The organism is Acidovorax sp. (assembly GCF_022763525.1).
Classification (GTDB): Bacteria; Pseudomonadota; Gammaproteobacteria; order Burkholderiales; family Burkholderiaceae_C; genus Acidovorax.
The window spans coordinates 1-24,136 of record NZ_JALEGG010000120.1; the positions used below are offsets into that span (position 1 = coordinate 1).

The following is a 24,136-nucleotide window of genomic DNA, read 5'->3' on the forward strand; positions in this document are numbered from 1 at the left end:
CGCCTCGGTCTCGACGATGCGCCCGCCCACCCCGTCCACCAGCAGCGTCACGCCGATGAGGCGGCGCGCCACCTCATGGGCGGGGGCGGAGAAGTCGATCAAGGCCAGGGTCAAGGGTGAGGTCAACGATGGACAAGGCGCAGGCGGGGCGGTGGCGCGCGTAGGGCACATGCGGGCAATGGTAGGCGCGGCGCGAAGCCGGTGGCCCGGATGTGCGGCGCATTGTCTTGTGCTCTGCGGCCTACGCCGGCACTCTGAGGCACAATCGCGCGCTTTTCCCGTGCCGCAGCCTGCCCGTTGTGCCACAGCGCGATACACCATGACCCAGCCCGCCGACCAGCTCTCAGTCCACATCCGCCCCTTTCGCCCCGGTGACGAGGCGGCGCTGCGCGCGGTGTTCCATGCGTCCGTCCACGGCCTGGCATCGACGCACTACAGCCCCACGCAGCTGCAGGCGTGGGCGCCCCTAGAGCACGATCCCGCCCAGTGGGCCGAGCGCCTGCAGGCGAACCAGCCATTCATTGCGCAAGTCGACTGCGCCGCCACCCCCGCCATCGCGGGGTTTGCCGACCTGCAGCCCACGGGGTACATCGACATGTTCTTTGTCTCCCCGGCATACGCGCGCCGCGGCGTGGGCCGTGCGCTCATGGCGCACATCCATGACTGGGCAGCCGAGCATGGCATCGTCCAGCTGCAGGCCGATGTGAGCCTGGCAGCGGAACCCTTCTTTGCAGCCAGCGGCTTCACCGTGCAGGCGCGCCAGCAGGTTGAGCGCCAGGGCCTCGTGCTGCACAACGCACGCATGGCGAAAGCGCTGGGCAGCACGCTGTAGCTCCTTTTTTGATAGCTGCCTGCGCCTTCCCAACAAGCGCTACAGGCCATTTTGATAGGAAGACCGGCTGGCGCACTGCCACGCACCGCGCCAGTGGCTTACAGTAGCCGCCCCACCGCACGTCCCGCGCGCGCCACCGCAACACCCAAGGCGACCTCCCATGACCAAAGACCTGGCCCGACTGAACGAACTCAAACCCATGGCGCTGTGCGAGCCCTGCCAGGGCATCCAGCGCAACTGGCGCAAGGCCCCCGGCCATGCCGAGCTGGTGCAGCGCGGCAACCGCAAGGAAGACCGCGATGGCGGCCCCGTCACCATCACCCGCTACGTGTGCGATCGCTGCGGCACGGCCTGGGAGTATGAGAACGACAAGAACAACCAGAAGGCGGGCTGGTCTGTAGTGGGCCGCTAAGCTACCCGCTTTCCTTCCCGGTAGCGGTGGCGGCCAGCACCATGGCCGCCAGCACGCAACCGAGCCCCGCCCACTGCCACGCGCGCACCGATTCGCCCAGCAGGCCCACCGAGAGCGCCAGGGCGGACACCGGCAGCCACACGGTGGCCAACGAGGCGCGTACGCCGCTGGTGCGCGCACTGCCGGCGTACCACAGCAAGAACCCGCCGACGGTGGGCACCCAGGCGTAATACACCACCCCGAGGAGCGCGGGTGCGGTCAGCGCCGATGTACCGTTGCCCCGCACTGCCAGCCACGCGGCGGGCAACAGCGACAACAGCAGGCCGCCGGCCGACATCAGCGTGGACAGGGCCAGCGCCGGAATGGGCCGTGACAGGCGCTTGTTGGCCAGGATGAACACCGCCTCGGACACCACGGCCGCCAGCACGAGCGCGATGCCTGCGAGCCGCTGGACGCCCGCGGCACCGCCAGCGCCCGCATCCGCATCGGGCGTGAAGGCCACGGCCATCACACCCAGCGTGGCCAGCACAATCGCCACCACCAGGCGCAAGCCCGGCCGCTCGCCCAGCAGCAGGGCCGAGAACAGGGCCGCGGCGGCAGGCAGGGTGCCGGCCACGATGCCCGCGTCGGACGCACTGGCCAGCGTCACGCCCAGGATGAGCAGCACGGAGTAACCCACACTGCCCGCCGCCGCCTGCACCAGCAGCAGCACCGCATCGCGCCGATCCACGCGGGGCAGGCGCTGCCCCCGCCAGCGCATCAGCCCAAAGAACAGGGGCAGCGCCAGCGCATGCCGCAGCACCGTGGCCAGAAAGGGCTCGATATCCTCCCCGATGACCTTGCTGGCCACCACCGTGCTGCCCACGAGCACCATGGCCAGGCTGCACAGCAGCTGGCCCTTGAACGAATCCGACATTGCAAACCACCTCGCCAACGTGATGAATCGGCGGGAGTTTCGGCGTGGCGGAGCTTGGGGTCTTGAACGTTATTGCGCAGCGACAGAAGTAGCCTGGGTGGCCTTCTGCCACGCGCCCGGCGTGAAACCAAACTGCCGCGCAAAGATGCGCGTCATGTGGCTCTGGTCGGCAAAGCCGCTGGCCGCCGCGGCATCGGCCAGGCTTGCGCCGTGGCGTATCAGGTGGCGGCTGCGCTCGGCGCGCTGCTGCAGCAGCCACGCGTGTGGCGGCAGGCCGTAGGCGTCGGCAAAGCGGCGCAGCAACTGGTAGCGGCTCAGGCCTACGCCTGCGGCCATCTGCGCGAGCGTGGGTGGATCCAGCGGCGCATCGGCCAGCCATTCGCGCACCTGGCGAAGCTGCCGCATCTGGCGCAGCTGGCTCGACGGCGCCGGCCCGCGCGCAGCGACGTCCCGTGAAAGGGCTGGTGTACTGGCGTGACGCTGCAGCAGCAGGGCGGTGACCTGGGCCAACGATTCCTCGCACGCCAGTTCGTCTGCGGCAGCAGCCCCGCGGGGGCGATGGGTGTTCCAGCAGGCGATGCGGTCCAGCAGGGTGGCCAGCACCTGCGCCAGAGCGGCATCCTGGATGACGGGGCGGACCAGATCGACGCCGGCCGCGCAGGCGTCGGGCTCGCCCTGTGGCTGCAGCACCTCTGGTTCGATGTACACCATGCGCCACCGGCGCGTATCCACGCCCAGGGGTTGCCCGTCATGGACCTCGCCCGGGTTCGTGGTGATCAGATCGCCCGCAAAGGCCTCCACGGGCCCGCGCGCGCTGGCCGATCGCTGCGCCCCCTGGACCAGCAGGCCCAGCCCATACACCGCGTGCCAGTGTTTACCGAAATGGCGGGAACTTTCGATGTGCGTGCAGTACACACCCTTCCAGGGCGATCCGAAGACCTCCGAGCGATGGTGGGGAACAGGCGCCATGGCCGCGATTATTGCGGACCGCATCACGAGGGACGCTCTGTACGAATCGTCGCGCCACGTGCGTCGGCGATCTCGGGCGGTCTGCCGCGCAAGCAAAACCTGGCAATAGCTTCGGCTATTGCTGCGTTGCTTGAGGGTGTTCGCGCCCGGGAGGGTGTCCCGATGCGCAGCGCACACTTAGCGTTCGAGTCCTGCAAAGCATCCCAAGGAGCCACCGATGAACTCAGCCACTTCGTCCACCCCACTTGCCACGAACACGCCGCGCAGGGCATTCATGCAACGCGCAGCAGCCTGCACCGTGGCGCTGGTGGCCGGAGTGCTGGCCGCCCCCTGCGTGCAGGCACAGCCCAGCTATACCGTATCGCTCGCGCAATTGCATGAGGTGGTGGCGCAGAAGTTTCCGCGCAGCGTTCCCGTGCAGGGCCTGATCGACCTGACCCTGCAGGCGCCGCAGTTGCGGCTGGTGCCCGCCGCGAACCGGCTGGGCGCGCTCATGGCCGTCAACGCCGCCGGGCCGGCGCTGCGCCGCAGCCATGCCGGCAGCTTCGACGTGGAGTTTGCGTTGCGCTACGAACCCAGCGACCGCACGCTGCGCGCGCACCAGATCCAGCTCGGACGGCTGGATTTCCCCAGCCTGAAGCCTTCGGTGACCGAGCTGCTCAACGCCTACGGCCCGGCGCTGGCCGCGCAGTCGCTGGGGGAGGTCACGCTGCACCAGCTGCGCCCGCAGGACACGGCCCTGTTCGACGCGATGGGCCTGCAGCCCGGGCCCATCACCGTCACGGACAAGGGGCTGGTGGTGGGCTTCGTGCAAAAACCGCCTCAGTGAGAGGCAGAGCCCCACTTCAGTTCGGGGCTGTGCTGGCTTCTTTCATGGTCAACGGCACGCGGTCACCCGCCACGCGTTGCTGCGCTGCCGGGAACACATGCTGGCGGATCAGTTGCAGTGCATGGCCGCGCTGGTTGCTTTCGACCGAGGCGGTGGACGTGGCGGCCACCACCAGGTTCAACGCTGGATGGACCCAGATGAACTGGCCGCCCCAACCGTTGGCCATGAAGGTGGGCCGCGGTGCCGGCCCGGGCACTACCCACCACAAATATCCATACGACAGCCCCACCGGCCGGCCGCCCGCGTTCTGCGCCTGGGTGGACGCGGCCACGTAGTCGGCGGGAACAAGGTGCCGCCCACCCCAGGCACCGTGGTCCAGGTACAGCTGGCCGAGCTTGGCCATGTCGGCCGTGCGCAGGGCCAGGCCGCGGTCGTACGAAGGGTTCTCCATGGCCAGGGGTTCCACCAGGTGCTGGCGCGCATAGTCCGCCACAGGCTGGCCCGTGGCTTTTTGCAGGATGGCCATGAGCATCGGCACCACCGAGTTGTCGTACGCAAAGGCCTGGCCGGGTTCGTGGGCCAAGGGGCGAGCCCAGGCGTCGCGCGGGCTGAGGGGGCGCGCCGTTCCAGCGGGATCGTCGATGGCAAAGCCGCTGGTCATGGTGAGCAGATGGCGCAGTGTCATGCGGGCGGCGCGCGGGTCGCTGTTGGCGGCCTGCCATTCGGGCATGAGTTCGACAACCGGCTGGTCCACGCCCGCAATGTGCTTTTGTGCGATGGCCGTTCCGATGAGCACGGACACCGCAGTTTTGGCAACCGACTGCGTGTCGTGCAGCCGACCCGGGTTCCCGTCGCGGTAGAAGCTGTAGACCACACGGCCGCCAAGCATCACCACGGCGCTCTGCACGTCGGTGAGCTGAGCCGCCAGCACGGCATCCAGCCGCTGGAATGCCGCCGCATCCAGCGCATGTTCTGTGGCCTGCGGCGCGCGCACCGCTGCGGGGGCGGACTGTGCCTGGGCGGGCGCAGCCATGGCGCCGAGGAAGAGGCAGGCCGCGAGGCCCAGGCTCCGAAAATGCGTCATCGTGTCTCCTGTTGTTCTTGGTGGGCGGCTCCAGCCCGGCCCCGGCAGTTTTCATGGAGCCGGCCTGATCCGTGCTGGACCGCGCGCCGCAGTGTAGGAGCAGGGCGGGGCATCGCTGCGGTGCATAAGCGAATCAGCGGCGGGATGAGCGGGGCTGCTGCCCCAGCACTGTGCCCCGTCCAGACCTGGAGGGGCGGGTACCTGTCAGCGCCGGATCCGGGCGACGGCTGCACCCTGGTTTCCCACACCGCCATGCGCCCCCGTCTGGCAGGACTGCCCCGCACGCGTGGACATGCTCGGCCCATGACGCAGCAGCCCCACGCGCACCGCCCCGAATCCCTGAGCGACATTCTGGATCGCTTCGAGGAACTGGCCCGGCAGGACAGCCGGGTGGTGGTGGCCGACATGGTCGATGCCGTCGGCTCGCGCAGCTACGGACCCTTTCTGATCGTGCCCGCTCTGATCGAGCTCTCGCCCGTCGGCGGGGTGCCGGGCGTTCCCACGGCCCTGGCCGCGCTGGTGGCGTTGTTTGCGCTGCAAATGCTGCTGGGTCGCAGGCACCTCTGGATTCCTGCATGGCTTGCACGGCGCGGGCTCGGTGCCCGACGCCTCACGCGGCTGGTGTCAGCGGTGCGGCCGATGGCGCAGCGCATGGACCGGTGGTTTCATGGCCGCCTGCGCGCGCTGACCTCGGGGGTGGGCATGCGCGTGGCCGCCCTGGCCTGCATCGGCCTGGCGCTGCTGGTGCCGCCGCTGGAGCTGTTCCCCTTTGCCAGCTCCGCGCCCATGGGGGCGATCGCGCTGATCGGCCTGGCGCTGCTGGTGCGCGATGGTGCGCTCATGGTGGTGGCCTCGCTGCTTGCGTGCGGCGCCGTTTGGGTGCTGGTGTCGCTCGTGCTCTGAGAGCCTGTTCACGACCTCGCAGGGGTCGCGCGACGGTCAACGGGATCACGGCCGGCCGCCAACGCTGCGAGGGACGCGCCGGCGGGGCTGCACAGCGGCCCTTGCCAGCTCCCGAGGCGCCAAGGTGTACGCCGGGTTGTTGGCCACCATTTCCACCGCCAGGTCAATGAAGGCCCGCGCCCGGGCCGGCAGCGCCGCGCGGCTGCCGTAGTAGACGAACAAGCCCAGGTGCTCGGCCACATGCTCGGTGAGCAGCGGCACCAGCTGGCCGCTGCGCACCAACGGAGCGGCGGTGGTGCCCACCAGCTGCCCGATGGCATGCCCACCCAGCACCGCGCGCGCCTCGGCTTCCACGTCGTTGGTGCAGAAATGCGCGGGTACCGCGTGGGCCACGATCTCCTCGCCCACACGGAACTCCCAGGGCATGGGTTTGCCAGTGGACGGGTGGCGAAAGCCGCTGCAGCGGTGGTGCGCCAGGTCTTCGATGCGCGCTGGCATGCCGTGCCGCGCGATATAGGCCGGGGCAGCGCACACCACCAGCTGCAGCGTGAGCAAGCGCCGCGCCACCACGCCGCCTTCCGGCGGATGGCCGGAGCGGAAACCCACGTCCACCCGGTCCTCCACCCAGTTGCCAATGCGGTCATCAAGCTGCACATCGGGCTCCACCAGCGGGTGGCGGCGGCAAAACGCATCCAGCACGGGCCAGACCACCTCCAGCAGGATGGAGCGGGGTGCCACGATGCGCAGCGGCCCGGCCATTTCTTCGCGGCCGCGCCGGGCGCCCTGCACGGCGCGCTGCAGCGTGGCCAAGCCAGGCTGGGCCTCGGCCAGGAACTGCCGCCCCTCCTCCGTGAGGCCCAGGCTGCGCGTGGTGCGGTGAAACAGCCGCACCCCCAGGTGCGCTTCGAGCTGCACCAGCAGCTGGCTGGAAGCCTGGGGCGTGATGCCCTGCGCAGCCGCCGCCTGGCGCAGGCTCCCCAACTCGGCCGCTTTCACAAAGTTGGCGATCGCGCGCAGTTCATTGATGGCCATGGACGCGACTGGTTGATTGACAAGTTTTACTTGCGAATGAATCCCGGAATTATGGGCTAGTGCTATGCCAATACGGTGCCTACATTTCACGCCGTGGGCAACGCCAGGACTTCTGCAGTGCCCCGCCCACCCGGCGCTCGAAATCAACTCAAGGATTCAACATGACCTTCTCATCCATGCCTTCTCCCACACCCAAAAACACTTCGGCCGCAACCCCTTCGCCCACGTCCCGGCGGCGCACGTGGCTGATCACCGGCGCGTCGCGCGGCATCGGCGCCTGTATCGTCGAGGCAGCGCTGGCGCAGGGCGACGCCGTCATCGCCACCGCGCGCGACGTCGCAGCGATCCGCCAGCGCTTTGGCGAGCGCGATGCGCTGCTGCCCTTGGCGCTGGACGTGACCGACGAGCCCCGGGCGCGCCACGTGGCGACCGCTGCGCTGGAACGTTTTGGCCGCATCGATGTGCTGGTCAACAACGCCGGCTATGGCCTGCTGGGCGCGGTGGAAGAAGCCACAGCCGACGAAGTGCGCAGGCTCTACGACACCAACGTGTTCGGCCTGCTGAACGTCACCCGGGCCGTGCTGCCCGCCATGCGCGCGCAAAGGGCGGGCCACGTGATCAACATCTCGTCGCTGGGCGGCGTCCAATCGGCGGCGGGATTCGGGCTGTACTGCTCCACCAAGTTTGCGGTGGAGGGCATCAGCGAAGCCTTGCATGCCGAACTGGCCCCGCTCGGCATCCACACCACGGTGGTGGAGCCGGGGTACTTCCGGACTGAGTTCCTGGACGGCGCGTCGCTGGCCGTGTCACCGCAGGTGCTCAGCGACTACGCTGCTAGCGCAGGCGCCGTGCGCGAGGCTGCGCGCCGCATCAACATGAATCAGCCCGGCGACCCGCAGCGGCTGGCACAGGCCATGATGCAACTGGCGGCCAGCCCAGCGCCTCCGCTGCGCCTGCCGCTGGGCACAGATACGCTGCAAGCCATCGCCGACAAACACGCGTTCGTGGCACGGGAAACCGCACAGTGGCGTGCCCTGGCCGCTTCCACCGACTACCCGGAGCCGGCCGGGCAACGCGCGGCCTGAAGCCACAGAGACGGGCTTGAATCGACCGGCCTGCCCGGCCCCTTTTCTTGGCTGGGTTCCCGCCGCCGTCCTACAGCCTGCGGGGCCACAGCAAGCTACAACAGGTGATGGCAGTGTCACAGGCTGCCCGCTCGCGATTTGTCCCCCGCTCTCCCATGGCCAGCTCTACCTACTCTGCCTCCCCGCCTTCGTTCTCCACACTACGCACCGCTGCGCAAGCGGATGCTGCCGGAGCCCCCGTGGTGGTCCTAACCGGCGCCTCCAGCGGCATTGGCCACGCTACCGCGCTGGCTTTTGCGCGGCGGGGTGCTCGTCTGGTGCTGGCGGCGCGCAATGCCGACACACTGGCGCCGGTGGCCATGGCCTGCCGCGAGGCCGGCGCGACAGCGGCGCTGGGTGTACCCACCGATGTGACGGATGCCCAGGCCGTAGCCCGCCTCGCCGACACGGCGCTGCGCCACCACGGGCGCATCGACATTTGGGTGAACGGGGTGGGCGTGGGCGCGGTAGGCCGGTTTGACGAAACGCCCCTGGCCGCACACAGGCGCGTGGTGGAGGCCAACCTGCTGGGCCACCTGCACGGCGCGCACGCAGCGCTGCAGCACTTTCGGGAGCGTGGGCAGGGCACGCTGATCAACATGATTTCGGTGGGCGGCTGGATTCCGTCGCCCTACGCTGCCGCGTACACGGCCAGCAAGTTCGGCCTGCGCGGATTGTCCGAGGCGCTGCGTGCCGAGGTGTCCGACTTGCCGCACGTGCATGTATGCGATGTGGCGCCCACGTTCGTGGATTCGCCCGGTCTCGCGCACGGAGCGAACTACACGGGGCGCAACCTGCAGCCGCGCATTCCGCTGCTCGACCCGCACCGCGTGGCCGAGGCCATCGTGGCATTGGCCGACCGCCCGCGCGCCGTGACCTGGATGGGCGCCGGCGCCACCCCCGGCCGCCTGGCCCATGCGCTGGCGCCCGAGCGCCTGGGTGCGGCCATGCGCTGGGTCACCGAGCGCGCCCTGCGCAGCGCGCGTCCCGTGCCGCAGAGCGATGGCAATCTTTTCGACCCTTCCCGCGGCACCAGCATCGAAGGCGGGCGGCGCCGTGCGCGGCGCCAGAGCGCGGGCCTGGCGGCAGCCCTGGGCGTGGCCGGGCTGGCACTGGGGGTGTGGGCCGCGCGCCGCCGACCGTAGCAAGGAGCTTTTCGTGAACCGTTCTTCCGCATCACCCACTTCCATGTCCTCAGCCTCTTCGCCCGATGCATCACCTGCGTCCTCGGCAACCAAGGCCGAATCGGCTGCGGCCACGGGCGCGCCGCCGGGCGTGCCCTTTGTGCTGTATGCGCTCAAGGGCCGCGTGTACGCGAGCAATGTCAAGCAAAAGCTCGTGGACCTGGGCCGGCTGTCGCAAGACAGCGAAGGGGGTACCTATTCGTATCTGCTCGATGGGGACAAAGCCACCGGCAGCGGCTTTGCCGACGCGCAAGAGGCCCTGGCGCACATTGCGCAGACGACGACCTTCTTGTTCCTGGACGGCCAGTTCACCGCGCTGGAGGACCTGGGCGGCGCCGAGCGGCCGGACCTGGCCGATGCACCCCGGCTGGAAGTGACGCTGGATCCGCTGGGCCGCGGTGAGCGGGCCATTGACCCACAGGTGTAGGAACCCAGGCGGACACGCCCCAGCAGCCGATCACACCGGCCGCGAAAACTCCATCACCCAATTCATCTCCCAGGTGCGGCCTCCGTCGGCCGAGAACGACTGCTGCCAGCGCGGCGTGCCGGTGTGCATGCGTGACCATTCGAACTGCACCTGGATGGGCCGGCCGTCCAGCACATCCTGGCCGTTGAAGAGGCCCTTGCCGTCCACAAAGCCGCCCACCACGGGCGGATGCAGCAGGCCGGTGGCGGCATCCACGCCACCGGTGGCGTTGTCCAGCCAGTAGATGCTCCACTGCCGCGAGACCGGGCTGAACACGCGCAGCGACATGCCCACGTAACCCGGCTTCCACGCGGCAGGCACGAAGTCGTCGTAGTTGCCAATGCCACCGGGTAACAGCCGCGCGTGGCCCGTGGCGTCGAAAGTCTCCCACTCGGTGCAGCCGGCCAGGCGCCGCACCAGCCGGGTGTTGCGGATGGCCCAGGGGCCCAGAAGGAAGTCGAAGTCGCGGGCGCCCGCGCAGCGGGTGTCGCACGGATCGGCGGAAGGGGTAGGGGTGGCGGCAGAGGTCATGGTGATGGCGTTGAGGGTGGAAGAAACGGGGTGTGAAGGTCAAAGTGCCTCGTCGGGATGCGTCCAGCCCGGCAGGGCACGCAGGGCGTTCAGCCAGCGCGCGACCTCCTGGTAAGCAGTGGGCGCAAAGCCGGCCTGGTCAAGCCAGAAGAGATAAGCCGAGCACGCCAGGTCGGCGACGGTCGGCCCGGAGGGCACCAGGAATTCGTTGCGCGCCAACGTGGCATCCAGCGTCTGCAGGTCCGCCTCGGCACGGTCCCGCAAGTAAGCCATCACCTGCGCTGGCTGAGGTGCCCAGCGCCGCGCAAAGCGCAGGTTGGGCACGCTGAAGCCAATGCGGTTGGCCTCCCAGAACAGCCATTGCACGATGGCGCCGTGTTCCCCCGGGAGCCCGCCGAAAGCGCCCGTGCGCAGTGCCAGGTGCAGCAGGATGGCGTCGGACTGGCACCAAGCCACGTCCCCCTCCACGAGCACGGGCACCTCGCCATACCGGCTGGCCGCCACGAAAGCGGCGGGACGGTCGGCCCGGGGTACGTCGAGCGCAATGCGCTGGTAGCGGTGCGGCGTGCGCGTGAGCAAGAGCAGCAGGCGGACCTTGTACGAATGGCCCGAGTCCACGGCGCCATACAGCAGCAGCGGCGACACGGGCGTTTCCAGCCGCGGGGCCGGCAGCCCAGGCGGGTCGTTGGGCGAGGTCATGTGCGGCTTATCAGCCATGGAGGGCCGAGCGGGCGGTGGGCTGCAGGCGCAGGATTTCGGGCTCGCGGGCCAGCGCCTCGGCAAGGGCCGGCGCAGCGCCGCACAACCCGGCAGCGCTGGCCGCCAGGGCCTCCAACGGGACCTCCTCGCCATACAGTGCCAGGGCCAGCAGCACGTGCTCGCCTTCGCGCACCGGCAGGCGCACAAAAGTATTGGCGCTGGCCTCGGTGCACAGCCAGCCCACACGGTGGGCGCCGCCACGCTGCAGCGCGGCGGTCAGGTGGTCGCGGCAGAAGTCCATGAGCGCGGACGGGGCCGGCTCGCGCAGGTGGAATACGGTGGCGGCCAGCATGCCGGGGGCCGGCCCGGTGGCACCCGAAGCGGGGCGTGGATGCTGGGGCAGCGCAGCGGTCGCACCGGGCCATGCCGGACGCAGCAGCAGCACGTTGTCCGAATCGATCATCGTGGCGTTGGCCGCGTTGCGGTGCGCGGCCCAGGTGGGTCCGCCATAGAAGCCGTCCAGCGCGCGGTGGCGAGCGGGCATGTCGGCGAAGCCGCGCAGCCACACGAAGAAATCGGGACGATCGAGGTCGCGGAACTGCCCCAGCACGCGCATGCCGTGCGCCTCCTGGGTTTCCACGAACTCACGGTCGAACAGGTCGATCAGCACCTCCCGCTGGTGCGGGTGCAGCGTGTACTGGCGCAGTTCGACCACGGCGCAGTCTTCGCATGGTGGCGATGCCAAGGCAGAGGGTTCTTGCATGGGATTTCTCAAGTGGGACACGGAAAACACCGTCATGCCCGCAGTCTGCGCTGCAATACCTGCCAAGGCATGGCAGGTATTTGGAGTATCTTTTGCCATCGCCTCCGTGCGCCCCCCCAAACCACCCGCCGCCACCATGCGCGCCAGCCGCCTGCTTTCGCTCCAGATGCTGCTCGAGACCCGGGGCCGGATGAGCGCGCAAGCGCTGGCCGATGCCCTGGAAGTCTCGGTGCGCACGCTCTACCGCGACGTGGACCAGCTCAGCGCCGCCGGCGTTCCCATCTATGCCGAGCGCGGCCGCCACGGCGGTTTTGCGCTGCTGCCCGGCTGGAAGACCACGCTCACCGGCCTCACCCCCTCGGAGGCCCAGGCCGTGTTCCTGAGCGGCCTGCCCGGCCCCGCGCAGGACCTGGGCCTGGGCGGCGACGTGGAGGGTGCGCGCCTGAAACTGCTGGCTGCGCTGCCCGCAGCGTGGCGCGAGGATGCCCAGCGCGTGAGCGCGCGCCTGCACCTGGACCCGGTGGACTGGTACCGCGAAAGCGAGCCCACGCCCCATCTGGCCACCGTGGCGGCCGCCGTGTGGAGCGGCCACCAGATCCGCATGCGCTACGAGAGCTGGAAAGACACCGTGGAGCGCACGGTGAGCCCGCTGGGCCTGGTGCTCAAGGCGGGGGTCTGGTACCTGGTGGCGGCGCCCGCTGAAGTGGCGAGTGGCGCAGGGCGCGAAGCGCGCACCTACCGGGTGTCGAACATCCTTGCAGCCGCGCCGCTGGCCACGCCGGTGCGCCGCCCCGCGCGGTTTGACTTGGCCGGTTATTGGGCGCAGTCGATTCAGCGCTTTGAATCTGGGATCTACACCGGCGAGGCCGCGTTGCTGGCCACGCCCGCAGGGCTTCAGGGCCTGCGGGCGCTCAGCAGTGCCGTGGGGCGCGCGGTGGCTGCCGCCCCGCCATCGCGCCGCAAGGACGGGCGCGTGCCCGTCACCATTCCCATCGAATCGGTGGAACATGCTTGCGGGCAACTCATGCGGCTGTCTCCCCAGGTGGAGGTGCTGCGGCCTGTCGCGTTGCGCCGCGCGCTGGTGGAGCGCATGCGGGCCACGGCACGCTTGTACGGTTTGACCTATCCCTGAAGGGAACACCGCCGCTTCCATTTTCATAGCTGGTAGCGCTTTGTGGACCAGCGCTGGCGGCCAATATGACCTGAAAGCGCCCCCCGGAGGTCTCCCGACGCTGTGCGTCATCCGCGCGCCACACGGCCCGCGTTCTTCGGTGATGGTGTCACATTCGCGACACGCAACCCCCCTACCTTCGGCAGCCTTTGATCAATGGCCTGCGGTGATGCAAACAGTGGTGGTGGCGCCGGGGGAACCTGAGCGGTTTTGGAACCGGACCCCTTTTCGTTCGTATTTGTTCAATGCGTTTTCGTTGCTGCTGCCCTCCGGGGAGCAGTTTGTGATCCGGGCGATGGAAGGCGCCGCCGCGCACTTGCCCGAAGGGGCGCCTTTGAAGGCGGAGGTGGCGCAGTTCGTGCGAGAGGAACGAGCCCACCAGCGTGCGCATCGCTTGTACAACGCGCAGTTGGCCCGCCAGGGCTACAACGCCGTGGCTTTGGAGGCTCGCATGGAAGGCGCCGTGCAAGGCCTGGAGCAGGCGCTGGACTGGAGGGAGCGGCTGGCCTTGGCGGCGGCGCTGGAATATCTGACAGCGCTGGTCTCCCGCCAGGCGCTGCGGGGCGGGGGCTGGCTGGTTCACGACGCGTCCCGTCAGTCCAACCTGTGGCGTTGGCATTGCGAGGAAGAGGTGGCGCACCACGGCGTGGCGTTGCGCCTGCTCCGTGAGGTGGGGCAGGTGAGCTACGGGCGCCGGCTGGGGCTGTATGTGCTGGCGTCCCTGATCCTGCTGAGGGATGTGGCGTGCCACACCTGGGACTTTTTCCGGACCGACCGCGCGCAGGGTCGGCTGGGCTGGCTCGCAGGGGTACGGTCCGTGGCGGACTTCGGGCTTCGGCACGGCGCGGGCCTGGCCCGCATGGCCGTGGGGTGGCTGGGCTATGGCTTGCCCCTGGGCCGCCTGGCACCGCCAGCGCATGCGGACCTGCGGGCAGATGTGGCTGGCATCCAGGTACGCCTGCTGCAGGCCCAGGACATTCCCCGCTTGCTGGTGCTGGAGCACAAGAAGTGGAACGACGGCCAGGCCGCCAGCGCCGAGGCCATGGCGCAGCGCATGGCGGCCCACCCCCGGTTGTGCATGGGAGCGTTCTGCCCCGACACCGGCGAGGCACTGGCTTCGCTGTTCCTCAAGCCCATTTCCGAGGAGCAGCTGCAGCGCGCCCGCACCTGGGCCGATTGCGCGGAGATTGGCGGCCAGGGCGGCTCGCAACCCAGCCGCGACCTGTTCGGCATCAGCCTGAGCAGTATCAGCCCGCAGGGGGTGGAGGCGATCTTTGCGTTTTTCTTTCCGCGCGCGCTGAAGGCCGGATGGCGCCAGGTCTACCTGGGCTCGCCGGTGCCGGGCCTCGCCCGCTGGCGCCAGATGGAACCGCACGCGCCCGTGGAGTCGTACGTCTACGCCACGCACCGCGGTGCGCCGCTGGACCCGCAGCTGCGCTACTACTGGAAAAAGGGCTTCAAGACCATCGTGGCCTGCAGGGCGGACTACTTTCCCCACCCCGAATCGCTGGACTACGGGGTGGTGTTGCGAGGACGCATTCCGTTGTCGTCCCTGGCGCCGCTGTGGCGCCACATGCCCTTGCCCTGGTTGCGGGGCATGGAGCGATGCCTGGCCAGGATGCTGTGATGGCCTGCCCGGCAGGCCCGTGGGAGCCGTTGGCGGTGCAGACGGGCTCCGTGATCGACGCCCTCCGACGCGGGGAGCCCTGTGTGTTTCGTCAACGCGCCGCCCATTGGCCGGCGGTGGCGCAATGGTCGTGGGAGCGGCTGGAGGCGCTGGCCCCCGATCTTCCCGTGCGGCTGGTGCAAGGCAACCGCGAGTTGGATGCCACCGTGTTTCAGGCTTCCACCCTGGGGGCTTATCTGCGGTCCTTGCACGGGCCCGCCACCCCGGGCGCGGCACCGCTGTACCTCAAGGAATTCGACCTGCTGGGCACCTTTGCCGCGCTGCGCGCCGATGTGCGCCCGCAAGAGCTGTTTCCGCCCGGCGCGCTGCACGATGCCCAGACCTGGATCGGCCCTGCAGGGGCGCGAACGGGCCTGCACCACGACTACCTCGACAACCTCGCCGTGCAGCTGGTGGGGCGTAAGCGCTTTTATCTGCTGCGCCCCGGAGTGGTGGAGCGGCTGGGCGCGGTTGCCGCCAAGCATGACCGCTGGGCCGCCTTGGCGTCGCTGAATGCGGATGCCGTGGCGGAACGCGGGGTGGCTGTAGGCGATGCCTGGATGGTGGATCTGGAGCCGGGGGATGTGATCTATGTGCCCGCGCGCTGGTGGCATGAGGTGGCGAACCACACCTCCAGCGTGCTGCTGAGTGGCTTTTTCGGCCCGCGCACGGTGGTGTACGCGCAATGGGCGTGGCGCCAGGCCGTGCACGGGGCGCACCTAGCGGGCCTGTGGCGGCGCGGCGATTGCACCTGCCATCCGAAGCGGGTTAACGCCTGCTGACGATCACCTGGGGATCGTGAACAGGCTCTTAGATCCCCCGCTCCACCATGTCCAGCAGCCGCTGGCCCAGCGCATCCAGCATCGCCGCTGGCGTGCCGCGCAGCGGGCCGTCGATGGCCAGCAGCGCCATGCCGTGCACGGTCGACCAGGCCAGGTACTCCGCACCCATGCGGCGCTCTGCGGGCAGGGCGCCGGCGGCCACCAGATCATCCAGCGCCACGCTCAGGTGCTCAAAAGGGTTGAGCCCCGTGGCCCCGCCCATGGCGGGGTCGGGGTTCTGCTGCACCGCAAAGCGGCCGCCAAAGGCGGTGCGGAACAGCCCCGTTTCGGCCTGCGCAAACCGCAGGTAGCCCGCGCCCACGGCGCGCACCTTGGCGTGGGCCTGCTGCGCGGCGGTGCCGGTGGCGGGCACCTGGGCCAGCTCGGCCTCCATGAAGTGGGCGGCGGCAGCCACGGCAGCGGCGCGCACGGCACCCAGCAGATCGTCCCGGTTGGCGAAGTGGCGGTAGGCCGCGTTGGGCGCCACGCCCGCGCGGCGCGTGGCCTCGCGCAGCACCACGGCGTCGGGGCCGCCCTGGCGCGCCAGTTCGATACCGGCGTCCAGCAAGGCACGGCGCAGGTCGCCGTGGCGGTAGGTGCTGCGCGCAGCCGTGGGGACGGGGGACGGCGGCGGGGGCGTGTTGCGGGTCGTTACGCTCATTTTTTTGGGGATGTGGACAGCGTCCATTATCTTTGCTATGGTTTGTGGACGGTGTTCACAATTGCATGCGACACCCTTTTTTTCACGAACCCTTTCCAGGAGACACCATGAAAGTCGAGCCCTACCTGATGTTCGAAGGCCGCTGTGAAGAAGCGCTGGACTTCTACCGCCGCGCGCTGGGCGCCCAAGTCAAGGTCCTCATGCGCTACAAGGACAACCCCGACCCCGCCAGCGCGCCGGGTTGCGCCGATGGCAGCGGCGCCGGCCCCACGCCCGAGATGGTGATGCACGCCGAGTTCTCGGTGGGCGACACCACGCTGATGGCGTCGGACGGCATGGGCTCGGGCAAAGCCAAGTTCGAAGGCATCTCGCTGGCGTTGAGCCCTGCCAGTGCCGACGAGGCCCGTCGCCTGTTCGATGCGCTGGCCGAAGGCGGCCAGGTACAGATGCCCCTGACCAAGACTTTCTTCTCGCAGGCCTTTGGCATGGCGGCCGACCGCTTTGGCGTGTCGTGGATGGTGGTGGCGCCGGAATGAAGCCCATGCTTGCCCTCTATGGCCACCCCTTCTCGTCCTACACCCAGAAGGTGCTGACGGCGCTGCATGAAAACGCCACGCCGTATGAGCTGCGCAACCTCGACCCCGGCGCGCCCGGCGACCACGCGGCCGAGTGGCGGCGGCGCTGGCCCCTGGCCAAGTTTCCGGTTCTCGTCGACGGTGGCCGCACGGTGGTGGAGAGCAGCATCGTGATCGAGCACCTGCAGCTGGCGCACCCGGGGCCCGTGCAGCTGATACCGCCGGACCCTGCCGCGGCGCTGGAGGTGCGGTTCATGGACCGCTTCTTCGACCTGCATGTGATGGCGCCCGTGCAGCACGCGGTGAACGCCGCACTGACCGGCAATGCGGAGCGGCGGGCAGAGGGCGTGGCCTGGGCCACACAGAAGCTGGAGACCGCCTATGCCTGGCTGGAGGGCGAATGGGCCGGCCGCACCTGGGCCGCGCTCGACCGCTTCACCCTGGCCGATTGCGCCGCCGCGCCCGCGCTGTTCTATGCCGACTGGACGCACCCCATCGCTGCCGACTACCCGCAACTGCGCGCCTACCGGGCGCGGTTGCTGGCGCGCCCCTCGTTCGCACGCGCCGTGGAGGGTGGACGCCCTTACCGCCACTACTTCCCCCTCGGAGCGCCAGACCGCGATTGAGCGGCGGAATGGCGCCCCTCCCACATCCCTACTCAAGGAGACTGACATGATGAATCCCGAACCCCATGCCATGCACCGCTGGCTGCAGCAGCTGCTCGGCGACTGGACCAGCACCTCTGAATGCGACCCCCAGCCCGGCCAGCCGGCCGAGCAATCCGTGGGCGCAGAGCACGTCCGCGCGTTGGGCGACCTGTGGGTGATCCTCGAAGGCACGGGCACCATGCCCGGCGGCGGAGAGGCCCGCATGCAGATGACCTTGGGCTACGACCCGGAGAAAAACGCGTTCCTGGGCACCTGGGTGGGGTCGATGATGACCCACATGTGGGTCTACCGCGGCACGCTGGATGCCGACCAGAAGGTGCTCACGCTGGAAACCGAAGGCCCCAGCTTCAAGGGCGACGGCAAGACCGCACGCTACCGCGACGTGATCACCCTCGTGGGCCCCAACGAGCGCACCCTGACCTCCTTCGGCCAGCAGCCGGACGGCAGCTGGAACCAGATCATGCAGGCCACCTACCGCCGCAAGGCGGCTTAAAGCTATTTTTTTAATAGCTTATGGCGCTTGATTCAAGCGCCTTTGCGGCCCATCTGGTTTGGATTCTGGGATCAGCACTCCCCAAGCACAGGGCGATTGTCCTGTGCGGTGCACCGCATTGTTCCACCGGCCGCACTTCTGCTCAGGCACCATTGGCTCCATATTCGACAGGCTCGCCGTCCGATGGTGACGGCGCCCACCCAAGGAGCCCCTGATGTCTTCACCTGCCCCTGCCGCCACCCCCATCGTCCGCGCCCAGCTGCTGGGCCCGCAATGGCCCACGCTGGACCCGTTCCTGTTCTGCGCACACCACGACGATGCCTACCCCGCCGGCAACGGCGCCTTCGCGCCCGCCGTGCCGCTGGAGGGCCGCCAGATCGGGAGCGACTTCAGCGGCAAGGACGGCTGGAGCATGTACCACGGCGACGCCGTGCCGGGCTTCCCCGGCCACCCGCACCGCGGCTTTGAAACCGTGACGCTCGTGCGCAAGGGCCTCATCGACCATTCGGACTCGCTGGGCGCGGCTGCACGCTTTGGCGGCGGCGATGTGCAGTGGGTCACAGCCGGCCGGGGCATCGTGCACTCCGAAATGTTCCCCTTGCTGAACGCGAATGAGCCCAACCCGCTGGAGCTCTTCCAGATCTGGCTGAACCTGCCTGCCAAGAGCAAGATGGTGGCGCCGCACTTCACCATGCTGTGGAACGAGCGCATTCCGCGCCTGGTGCACCACGACGCCGCGGGCCGCGCCACCACCGTCACCGTGGTGGCCGGTGCGCTGCCCGGCGCACCCGACCCGCTGTCGCCGCCGCCCGAATCGTGGGCCTCGCAGCCCGAGGGCGATGTGGCCATCTGGACGCTGCGCCTGGACCCCGGCGCCGAGTGGACCCTGCCCGCCGCGCAGGGCGACGGCACGCAGCGCATGCTGTATTTCTTCGTGGGCGACAGCCTGCGCGTGGGCCCCCAGGACGTGGACCGCCACGCCGCGCTGCAGGTGCGCGCCACCGAGGACTGGCTGCTGACCAACACCGGCACCACCACTGTGGAATGCCTGGTGCTGCAAGGGCGGCCCATCGGCGAGCCCGTGGCGCAGTACGGCCCGTTTGTGATGAACACGCAGGCCGAGATCATGCAGGCCATGAACGACTACCGCCGCACCCAATTCGGCGGGTGGCCTTGGCCCCAGCAGGACCCGGTGCACGGCACCGAGGCGCGGCGGTTTGCGCGCTATCCGGGCCAGTCTGACGAAGAAAGCCCCGAGGCGGCCACCGCCGGAGCGTAGGCCGTCAGGCGGGATCGGCGGCCACGGCGGCTGCAGCCGCCGCGTCGCCCTTGCGCCGGGGCACGAGTTCGGCATCGAGCATCGTCTCGATGCGCGCGAAGATCTCATGGCGCGAGAACGGCTTCTTCATGAAATCGTCCGCGCCGATGCGGTTGGCATAGAACTGCTCGGTGGCATGCTCGTTGCCGCTGATCATGATGACGGGAATGTGCTGCCAGGCGGGCGTCTTGCGGATCGCACGCAGCGCATTGAACCCATTCATGCCCGGCAGGATGATGTCCAAGAAGATCAGTTCCGGCGGGTCTTGGGCCAGCAGGGCCAGGCCGTGCTCGGCGTCCAGGGCCTCGCGGGTTTCGTAGCCTGCAGAGCGCAGTGTCTTGCGCAGCACGGCCACGACGGTCGGGGAGTCGTCGATGATCAGCACCCGGGTGCCCCGGCGGGCGTTGACGCGCTTGCGCTGGCGCCGCTCCACCGGCGCACCGGGCTGGGCGGGAGTGGCGTCGGCGCGCCCCGTCGGCTTGCGCACGCTGCTCAAAAGCCGGTCGAAGATGCTCATGGTGCGGATCGTCTCTTTCTGGGTGGGCTTCGGGCGGGGTGGCGCAATCCAGCTTGTGCAGGGGGACCGCCACATCAGCCCCTGCCCAGGTTGGCGGCGCGTCGCCGGTTCAACAGGGCGCAAGTATTCCAGATTCGGCAACCCGGCCCGGCAGCTCATGGACAATGCGCGGTTTGACCTGCGCCCCGCACGGCAGCCATGCCGCGCGGCGGGCGCCGGCCCTTTCCGTATCCGCAAGCGCAAGGAAGACCCCATGGCCACCATCACCAAAGACTCCGCCGTCACCATCACCTACAAGGTCACCACTCCGCAAGGCAAGCCGCTGGACGCGGGCAGCCTCGCCTACCTGCACGGCGGCTATGACAACATCTTCCCGAAGGTAGAGGCCGCCCTGGAAGGCCAGGCTGTCGGCTTCAGCACGGCCATCGACCTGGCCGTGGAAGACGCGTTTGGCGCGCGCGACGAAAGCCTGGTGCGCACCATCCCCAAGAGCGAGTTCCCGCCGGGCGTGAAGGTGGGCGGCCAGCTGCAGGGCGTGGGCGACGACGGCCAGCCCGCCGTGTTCAACGTGGTCAAGATCAAGGGCCCCGAAGTGCACCTGGACGGCAACCACCCGCTGGCGGGCCAGGCGCTGAAATTCAGCTGCAAGGTCACGGCCGTGCGCGCCGCGAGCGCGGAAGAAATTGCCCATCGCCACGTGCACGGTGCGCACGGGCATCAGCACTGAGACGTGCTGAGAGTCCCTTTTTAGAGCGCGTCCTGCCCCGCCAGAGGGGCACCGGGGCGGCGCAGGCTGGTGGCCACTTCCACGCGGTTGCGGCCGTTGTTCTTGGCCTCGTAGAGCGCTCGGTCGGCGGCGGCGATGAGCATGTCCCAGCTGTCGCCGGACTCGAGATGACCGCCGAAGACACCGATGCTCACCGTGACCTCGACACCTTCGGGCCCCGCCCCCTGCGCCAGGCAGCGCGACTCCTCCACCGCCTTGCACAGCTCGCGCGCCAGCTGCTCCGCGCCGACCAGGTCGGTGTCGGGCAGCAGCACCATGAATTCCTCGCCGCCGTAGCGGCCCACCAGGTCCTGCGCGCGCACGCGCTGGCGCAGCACGGACACGACGCTGCACAGCACCTCATCGCCCGCCGGGTGGCCATAGCGGTCATTGACGTGCTTGAAATGGTCGATGTCCACCATCATGAGCGCGATCGGCTGGTGCGTCCGGATGGCGCGGGAGACATCCCGGTCCAGGGCAGAGATCAGCGATCGGCGGTTGGCCACCCCGGTGAGCGGGTCCAGCGCCGCCATGATGCGGTTGCTCTCGTCGCTGCGGTCGCGCGACATGAAGACGAACCCCACCGAGCTGACCAGCACCACGGAGAAGGTGGCCATGAAGGTCACGGTCTGCAACACGCTGCCCTGCAGGATGCTGGTGGCGGAATCGGGCAATGCGACGGTGAGCACCGAGCGCCCGCCCAGCACCAGGGCCTCCAGCGCCAGCCCCGCCACCAGCAGCCACTGGCCGCGGCCCACGGTGGCATGGCGGCGCTCCAGCGTGGCTGCCAGCGCCCAGATCGCCTGCAGCCCGATCACGAGCCCCACGAAACCCGCCCGGGCCGGGAAGTTGTCCATGAACATGCTGACGAACACCGCCACCATCACCGGCGCGGCCAGCAGGAGCAGCCAGGGCGCAGGGCGGCCCTGGAACTGGTAGATCGCTGCAATCATCCCGACGAACACGCACGCCAGCAGCACATTGCCAAGCACCACCGAAAGGATGTCCGGCGCCAGGCCCCGCAGCATGATCAGCAGGTGGCCGATCGCGTTGACCATCAGGGCCGCGGCCCAGTGCCCCAGGCCGTCGCGCCTGCGCCCCCAGCCTACGATGGCCATGGAAGCCGCCATCATCAGCGAACTGGCGATGATCATCGCCAGCATGGTGGGGACGTGTGCGTTCACGGCGTGCACAGGAAGGGGATGCGCATCGGATCAGCATAAACCAACGCTCCCTTGCCGCAAACTGCAGTGTGTGCGCACGATTTCGGTCCAAATCGGCCTCCAGCGCTTGTTTGACAGGCGCCAACAGCTATCATTTTGATAACAAACCACCCACGGAGCTCTTCCCATGCGCATCGGAGAACTGGCCCAACGCACCGGCACCACGCCCAAGGCGATCCGGCTGTATGAGTCGCGCGGCCTGCTGGGCGCCGTCGCGCGGCGGGGCAGCTACCGCCACTATGGCGAGGCCGATGCCGCGCGCGTGCTGCTCGTGCGCCAGGCCCAGGGGCTGGGGTTCCGGCTGTCGGAGCTCACGGAGTTGCCCCACATGGACACCGGCCCGGGATGGGAGCGTGTGGCCGCGCTGGTAGCCGCACGGCGCGCCGCGGTGGCGCAGGAACTGGCGCGCCTGACCGCGCTGGACGGCGAGCTGGCGCGGCTGCAGCACGAGTTGCACACCTGCGAGACGCTGGCCGTGCCCGTGACGTCCACCGCCTGCGCGCAGCCGGCGGCAGCGCCGAAATCCACCACTGTTGACCTCGCTGCTTGACTCTGCCCCATGGGTCAGGGTGACGATGGCGTCATCCAACCCTTGAAGGAGATTCCCTGTGGCGGAACAACACGACAGCGAAAACAAGGTCCTGGTCATCCTGGGCCATCCCCAGTCCGACAGCCTGTGCGCGAGCATGGCCAGGGCCTACGCCGACGGCGCCCGTGAGGCGGGCGCACAGGTGCGGTGCCTGAACGTGGGGCAGCTCGCCTTCAACCCGACGCTCCAGGGCTACCACGCAGCGCAGCCGCTGGAGCCGGACCTGGAGGCCGCCCAGGCCGACATCGCCTGGGCGCGCCACCTGGTGTGGGTGTATCCCATCTGGTGGGGTGCCATGCCGGCGTTGCTCAAGGGCTTCATCGACCGCGTTTTCCTGCCCGGCTACGCTTTCAAGTACCGGAAGGACTCGCCCTGGTGGGACCGATTGCTGGCGGGCCGCTCGGCCGAGCTGCTGGTGACCATGGACTCTCCCCCGTGGTACTTCCGCTGGGTGACGCGCATGCCCGGCCACCACCAGATGAAGAAGGCGATCCTGGAGTTCTGCGGCATCCGGCCCGTGAAGGTGCACAGCTTTGGCCCGGTGCGCTCGGCCAGCCCGGCGCGGCTCGCGGGGTGGGTGGCGCAGGCACGCGCGCTGGGCCAGCGCCAGGGGCAGAAGAAGATACGCAACGCGGGCGCATCCGCCGCGCAGGCACCTACGGCTGCTTCGCGCCCGGCGCGCCCTGCGCGGCCTGCGCCCTGAACGCCGCCACCGCCGCACGGCCCACAGCCGGGTCGTCGGTGAAGAAGCCGTCCACGCCCGCGCGCAGGTAGGCCAAGATCTCGGCCACGCTGTCGCCGCGCAGGGTGGCATCGGTGGCGGGGGCTTTTTTCAGGCTTGCGGGCAAAAAGGCGTTTTCGGGCCGCAAGGTCCAGATGTGCACCGCCAGACCCGCGGCATGGGCACGTTGCACCAGGCCCGTGGGCTCGCCGGGCGCACCGTCTTTCACAGGCACCACCAGCGTCTTGAAAGGGCCGATGGCGTGGGCATAGGTGGCGACCTGCTTCAGGCCCTCGGGCGTGATCAGGTCGGCATAACTGCGCGCCTCGGCCGCACCCTGGGCCACGAAGTCGTACGGCCGGCCCGAAGGCGCCACCAGTTGCACGAGGCGCACGGTGCTCAGCTTGCGAATCGCCTGCAGGTTGGCGACTTCGAAGGATTGCACGAATATCGGTGCGTCCCGGTGGTTCCAGCCGTTCTTCTCCAGCACGGACAGCAGCGGCGCCTCCAGCGGCAGGCCGATGGACTGGAAATAGGTGGGGTGCTTGGTTTCGGGGTAGATGCCGATCACGCGGCCGGTCTTGGCACTGGCGGCCTTGGCCAGGTCGATCACCTCCTGCAGCGTGGGCACCTCGAACTGGCCGTTGTAGGCCACATTGGCCGGGCGCTGCGCGGGGATGCGCTCGCGGGCGCGCAGGGTTTTGAGTTCGGTCAGCGTGAAGTCCTCGGTGAACCAGCCGGTGATGGCCTGGCCGTCGATGGTCTTGGTGGTTTTGCGCGCTGCGAACTCGGGGCGGTCGGCCACGTCGGTGGTGGCTTCCTTGATGGCGCCGTCGGCGCCCACGATGGCGATGGCGTTCTCGTGCCGCGCGACCAGCACGCCGTCCCGGGTGATCACGAGGTCGGGCTCGATGATGTCGGCGCCATCGTCGATGGCCTTCTGGTAGGCGGCCAGCGTGTGCTCGGGCCGGAGTGCCGAAGCGCCCCGGTGGGCGATGACGGTGGGGGTGGGCGGCCAGGCCTGCTGGGCCATGGCGCCGAGCCCCCCGGTGGCCAAAACGGTTGCGACGAGGATGTTCAGAGAGGCAAAGCGCATGGGTTCTCCGGGCGGCGGGGTTGCTACCCAATCACCATAACCCGGTTGCGTGACGCGCGCATGGCGTACGCAAGCGCATGACCCCAGAGTGACTCAGCGGGTTGTGC

The 24,136-nt window shown here is 69.1% G+C and carries 28 protein-coding genes and 1 pseudogene; 17 read left to right on the forward strand and 12 right to left on the reverse strand.

Annotated elements, in window-relative coordinates; genetic code table 11:
* Positions 1–171: pseudogene (locus tag MRY84_RS09455) on the reverse strand (DNA-3-methyladenine glycosylase); the annotation flags it as partial.
* A gap of 148 nt (positions 172–319) precedes the next feature.
* Between MRY84_RS09455 and MRY84_RS09460 the strand changes: the two are divergent.
* Together MRY84_RS09460 and MRY84_RS09465 are read left to right on the forward strand one after the other, a co-directional pair.
* A complete protein-coding gene (locus tag MRY84_RS09460) occupies positions 320–832 on the forward strand; it encodes a GNAT family N-acetyltransferase (protein ID WP_291505477.1) in 513 nt (170 codons plus the stop codon).
* 160 nt (positions 833–992) lie between these two features.
* Positions 993–1,244, forward strand: a complete 252-nt coding sequence (locus MRY84_RS09465; protein ID WP_291505478.1) for a hypothetical protein — start codon at positions 993–995, stop codon at positions 1,242–1,244.
* A gap of 1 nt (position 1,245) precedes the next feature.
* On the opposite strand, the gene MRY84_RS09470 is transcribed toward MRY84_RS09465, so the two are convergent.
* Complete coding sequence (locus tag MRY84_RS09470; RefSeq protein ID WP_291505479.1) at positions 1,246–2,160, reverse strand: DMT family transporter; 915 nt, start codon at positions 2,158–2,160, stop codon at positions 1,246–1,248.
* Between the two features lie 69 nt (positions 2,161–2,229).
* Positions 2,230–3,129 (reverse strand): AraC family transcriptional regulator, encoded by a 900-nt coding sequence (locus MRY84_RS09475; RefSeq protein WP_291505480.1) that lies wholly within the window; start codon positions 3,127–3,129, stop codon positions 2,230–2,232.
* Between the two features lie 217 nt (positions 3,130–3,346).
* Between MRY84_RS09475 and MRY84_RS09480 the strand changes: the two genes are divergently transcribed.
* Positions 3,347–3,958 carry a DUF1439 domain-containing protein gene (locus tag MRY84_RS09480; protein WP_291505481.1) on the forward strand — a complete coding sequence of 204 codons (612 nt, stop codon included), beginning with the start codon at positions 3,347–3,349 and terminating at the stop codon, positions 3,956–3,958.
* A gap of 16 nt (positions 3,959–3,974) precedes the next feature.
* On the opposite strand, the gene MRY84_RS09485 is transcribed toward MRY84_RS09480, so the two are convergent.
* Positions 3,975–5,042: a serine hydrolase gene (locus tag MRY84_RS09485; protein ID WP_291505482.1), complete on the reverse strand. Its 1,068-nt coding sequence runs from the start codon at positions 5,040–5,042 to the stop codon at positions 3,975–3,977.
* Between the two features lie 303 nt (positions 5,043–5,345).
* Here MRY84_RS09485 and MRY84_RS09490 point away from each other — a divergent pair, with 303 nt between their 5' ends.
* Positions 5,346–5,945, forward strand: coding sequence for an exopolysaccharide biosynthesis protein (locus tag MRY84_RS09490; RefSeq protein WP_291505483.1), 600 nt, complete (start codon positions 5,346–5,348; stop codon positions 5,943–5,945).
* A 45-nt stretch (positions 5,946–5,990) separates the two neighbouring features.
* Here the strand turns inward: MRY84_RS09490 and MRY84_RS09495 are convergent, their stop codons facing one another.
* Positions 5,991–6,977, reverse strand: coding sequence for a LysR family transcriptional regulator (locus tag MRY84_RS09495; protein ID WP_291505484.1), 987 nt, complete (start codon positions 6,975–6,977; stop codon positions 5,991–5,993).
* Between the two features lie 176 nt (positions 6,978–7,153).
* Here MRY84_RS09495 and MRY84_RS09500 point away from each other — a divergent pair, with 176 nt between their 5' ends.
* From MRY84_RS09500 to MRY84_RS09510, 3 genes are all read left to right on the forward strand, one after another.
* Positions 7,154–8,062: an oxidoreductase gene (locus MRY84_RS09500; protein WP_291505514.1), complete on the forward strand. Its 909-nt coding sequence runs from the start codon at positions 7,154–7,156 to the stop codon at positions 8,060–8,062.
* A 155-nt stretch (positions 8,063–8,217) separates the two neighbouring features.
* Positions 8,218–9,246, forward strand: a complete 1,029-nt coding sequence (locus MRY84_RS09505) for an SDR family oxidoreductase (RefSeq protein WP_363317512.1) — start codon at positions 8,218–8,220, stop codon at positions 9,244–9,246.
* A 43-nt stretch (positions 9,247–9,289) separates the two neighbouring features.
* On the forward strand, positions 9,290–9,712 hold the full coding sequence (locus tag MRY84_RS09510) for a hypothetical protein (protein ID WP_291505486.1): 423 nt from the start codon (positions 9,290–9,292) through the stop codon (positions 9,710–9,712).
* Positions 9,713–9,742: 30 nt separating this feature from the next.
* Here the strand turns inward: MRY84_RS09510 and MRY84_RS09515 are convergent, their stop codons facing one another.
* Genes MRY84_RS09515 through MRY84_RS09525 form a run of 3 tightly spaced genes read right to left on the reverse strand, consistent with a single transcriptional unit; the run spans position 9,743 to position 11,744 of the window.
* Positions 9,743–10,282 (reverse strand): hypothetical protein, encoded by a 540-nt coding sequence (locus MRY84_RS09515; protein ID WP_291505487.1) that lies wholly within the window; start codon positions 10,280–10,282, stop codon positions 9,743–9,745.
* Positions 10,283–10,321: 39 nt separating this feature from the next.
* A complete protein-coding gene (locus MRY84_RS09520) occupies positions 10,322–10,981 on the reverse strand; it encodes a glutathione S-transferase family protein (protein WP_291505488.1) in 660 nt (219 codons plus the stop codon).
* Between the two features lie 10 nt (positions 10,982–10,991).
* Positions 10,992–11,744: an NIPSNAP family protein gene (locus MRY84_RS09525; protein WP_291505489.1), complete on the reverse strand. Its 753-nt coding sequence runs from the start codon at positions 11,742–11,744 to the stop codon at positions 10,992–10,994.
* Between the two features lie 106 nt (positions 11,745–11,850).
* Between MRY84_RS09525 and MRY84_RS09530 the strand changes: the two genes are divergently transcribed.
* The 3 genes from MRY84_RS09530 (at position 11,851) to MRY84_RS09540 (ending at position 15,363) form a co-directional block, all read left to right on the forward strand.
* Positions 11,851–12,876 (forward strand): WYL domain-containing protein, encoded by a 1,026-nt coding sequence (locus MRY84_RS09530; protein ID WP_291505490.1) that lies wholly within the window; start codon positions 11,851–11,853, stop codon positions 12,874–12,876.
* A gap of 208 nt (positions 12,877–13,084) precedes the next feature.
* Positions 13,085–14,542, forward strand: coding sequence for a metal-dependent hydrolase (locus MRY84_RS09535; protein ID WP_291505491.1), 1,458 nt, complete (start codon positions 13,085–13,087; stop codon positions 14,540–14,542).
* A complete protein-coding gene (locus tag MRY84_RS09540; RefSeq protein ID WP_291505492.1) occupies positions 14,542–15,363 on the forward strand; it encodes a cupin-like domain-containing protein in 822 nt (273 codons plus the stop codon). Before MRY84_RS09535 ends, MRY84_RS09540 begins: the two co-directional genes overlap by 1 nt.
* Positions 15,364–15,391: 28 nt before the next feature.
* On the opposite strand, the gene MRY84_RS09545 is transcribed toward MRY84_RS09540, so the two are convergent.
* The gene (locus MRY84_RS09545) at positions 15,392–16,063 is read right to left on the reverse strand and encodes a TetR/AcrR family transcriptional regulator (RefSeq protein WP_291505493.1); all 672 of its coding nucleotides are present in this window, start codon (positions 16,061–16,063) and stop codon (positions 15,392–15,394) included.
* 107 nt (positions 16,064–16,170) lie between these two features.
* Here MRY84_RS09545 and MRY84_RS09550 point away from each other — a divergent pair, with 107 nt between their 5' ends.
* The 4 genes from MRY84_RS09550 (at position 16,171) to MRY84_RS09565 (ending at position 19,078) form a co-directional block, all read left to right on the forward strand.
* Positions 16,171–16,599 (forward strand): VOC family protein, encoded by a 429-nt coding sequence (locus MRY84_RS09550; protein WP_291505494.1) that lies wholly within the window; start codon positions 16,171–16,173, stop codon positions 16,597–16,599.
* Positions 16,600–16,604: 5 nt separating this feature from the next.
* Positions 16,605–17,264, forward strand: coding sequence for a glutathione S-transferase family protein (locus MRY84_RS09555; RefSeq protein ID WP_291505495.1), 660 nt, complete (start codon positions 16,605–16,607; stop codon positions 17,262–17,264).
* Positions 17,265–17,310: 46 nt separating this feature from the next.
* Positions 17,311–17,799, forward strand: a complete 489-nt coding sequence (locus MRY84_RS09560; protein WP_291505496.1) for a DUF1579 domain-containing protein — start codon at positions 17,311–17,313, stop codon at positions 17,797–17,799.
* A gap of 214 nt (positions 17,800–18,013) precedes the next feature.
* Entirely contained in the window at positions 18,014–19,078 is a 1,065-nt protein-coding gene (locus tag MRY84_RS09565) for a pirin family protein (protein WP_291505497.1), read from the forward strand.
* Between the two features lie 4 nt (positions 19,079–19,082).
* Here MRY84_RS09565 and MRY84_RS09570 read toward each other — a convergent pair whose 3' ends face one another.
* A complete protein-coding gene (locus MRY84_RS09570; protein ID WP_291505498.1) occupies positions 19,083–19,634 on the reverse strand; it encodes a response regulator in 552 nt (183 codons plus the stop codon).
* 253 nt (positions 19,635–19,887) lie between these two features.
* On the opposite strand from MRY84_RS09570, the gene MRY84_RS09575 reads away from it, so the two are divergent.
* Positions 19,888–20,361, forward strand: coding sequence for a peptidylprolyl isomerase (locus tag MRY84_RS09575; RefSeq protein ID WP_291505499.1), 474 nt, complete (start codon positions 19,888–19,890; stop codon positions 20,359–20,361).
* Between the two features lie 20 nt (positions 20,362–20,381).
* Here the strand turns inward: MRY84_RS09575 and MRY84_RS09580 are convergent, their stop codons facing one another.
* The gene (locus MRY84_RS09580; RefSeq protein WP_291505500.1) at positions 20,382–21,584 is read right to left on the reverse strand and encodes a GGDEF domain-containing protein; all 1,203 of its coding nucleotides are present in this window, start codon (positions 21,582–21,584) and stop codon (positions 20,382–20,384) included.
* Between the two features lie 166 nt (positions 21,585–21,750).
* Here MRY84_RS09580 and MRY84_RS09585 point away from each other — a divergent pair, with 166 nt between their 5' ends.
* Complete coding sequence (locus MRY84_RS09585; RefSeq protein ID WP_291505501.1) at positions 21,751–22,173, forward strand: MerR family transcriptional regulator; 423 nt, start codon at positions 21,751–21,753, stop codon at positions 22,171–22,173.
* 58 nt (positions 22,174–22,231) lie between these two features.
* The gene (locus MRY84_RS09590) at positions 22,232–22,915 is read left to right on the forward strand and encodes an NAD(P)H-dependent oxidoreductase (protein ID WP_291505502.1); all 684 of its coding nucleotides are present in this window, start codon (positions 22,232–22,234) and stop codon (positions 22,913–22,915) included.
* Here the strand turns inward: MRY84_RS09590 and MRY84_RS09595 are convergent.
* Complete coding sequence (locus MRY84_RS09595) at positions 22,869–24,029, reverse strand: glycerophosphodiester phosphodiesterase (RefSeq protein ID WP_291505503.1); 1,161 nt, start codon at positions 24,027–24,029, stop codon at positions 22,869–22,871. The two genes, MRY84_RS09590 and MRY84_RS09595, sit on opposite strands and share 47 nt — an antisense overlap.
* Between the last annotated feature and the right edge of the window lie 107 nt (positions 24,030–24,136).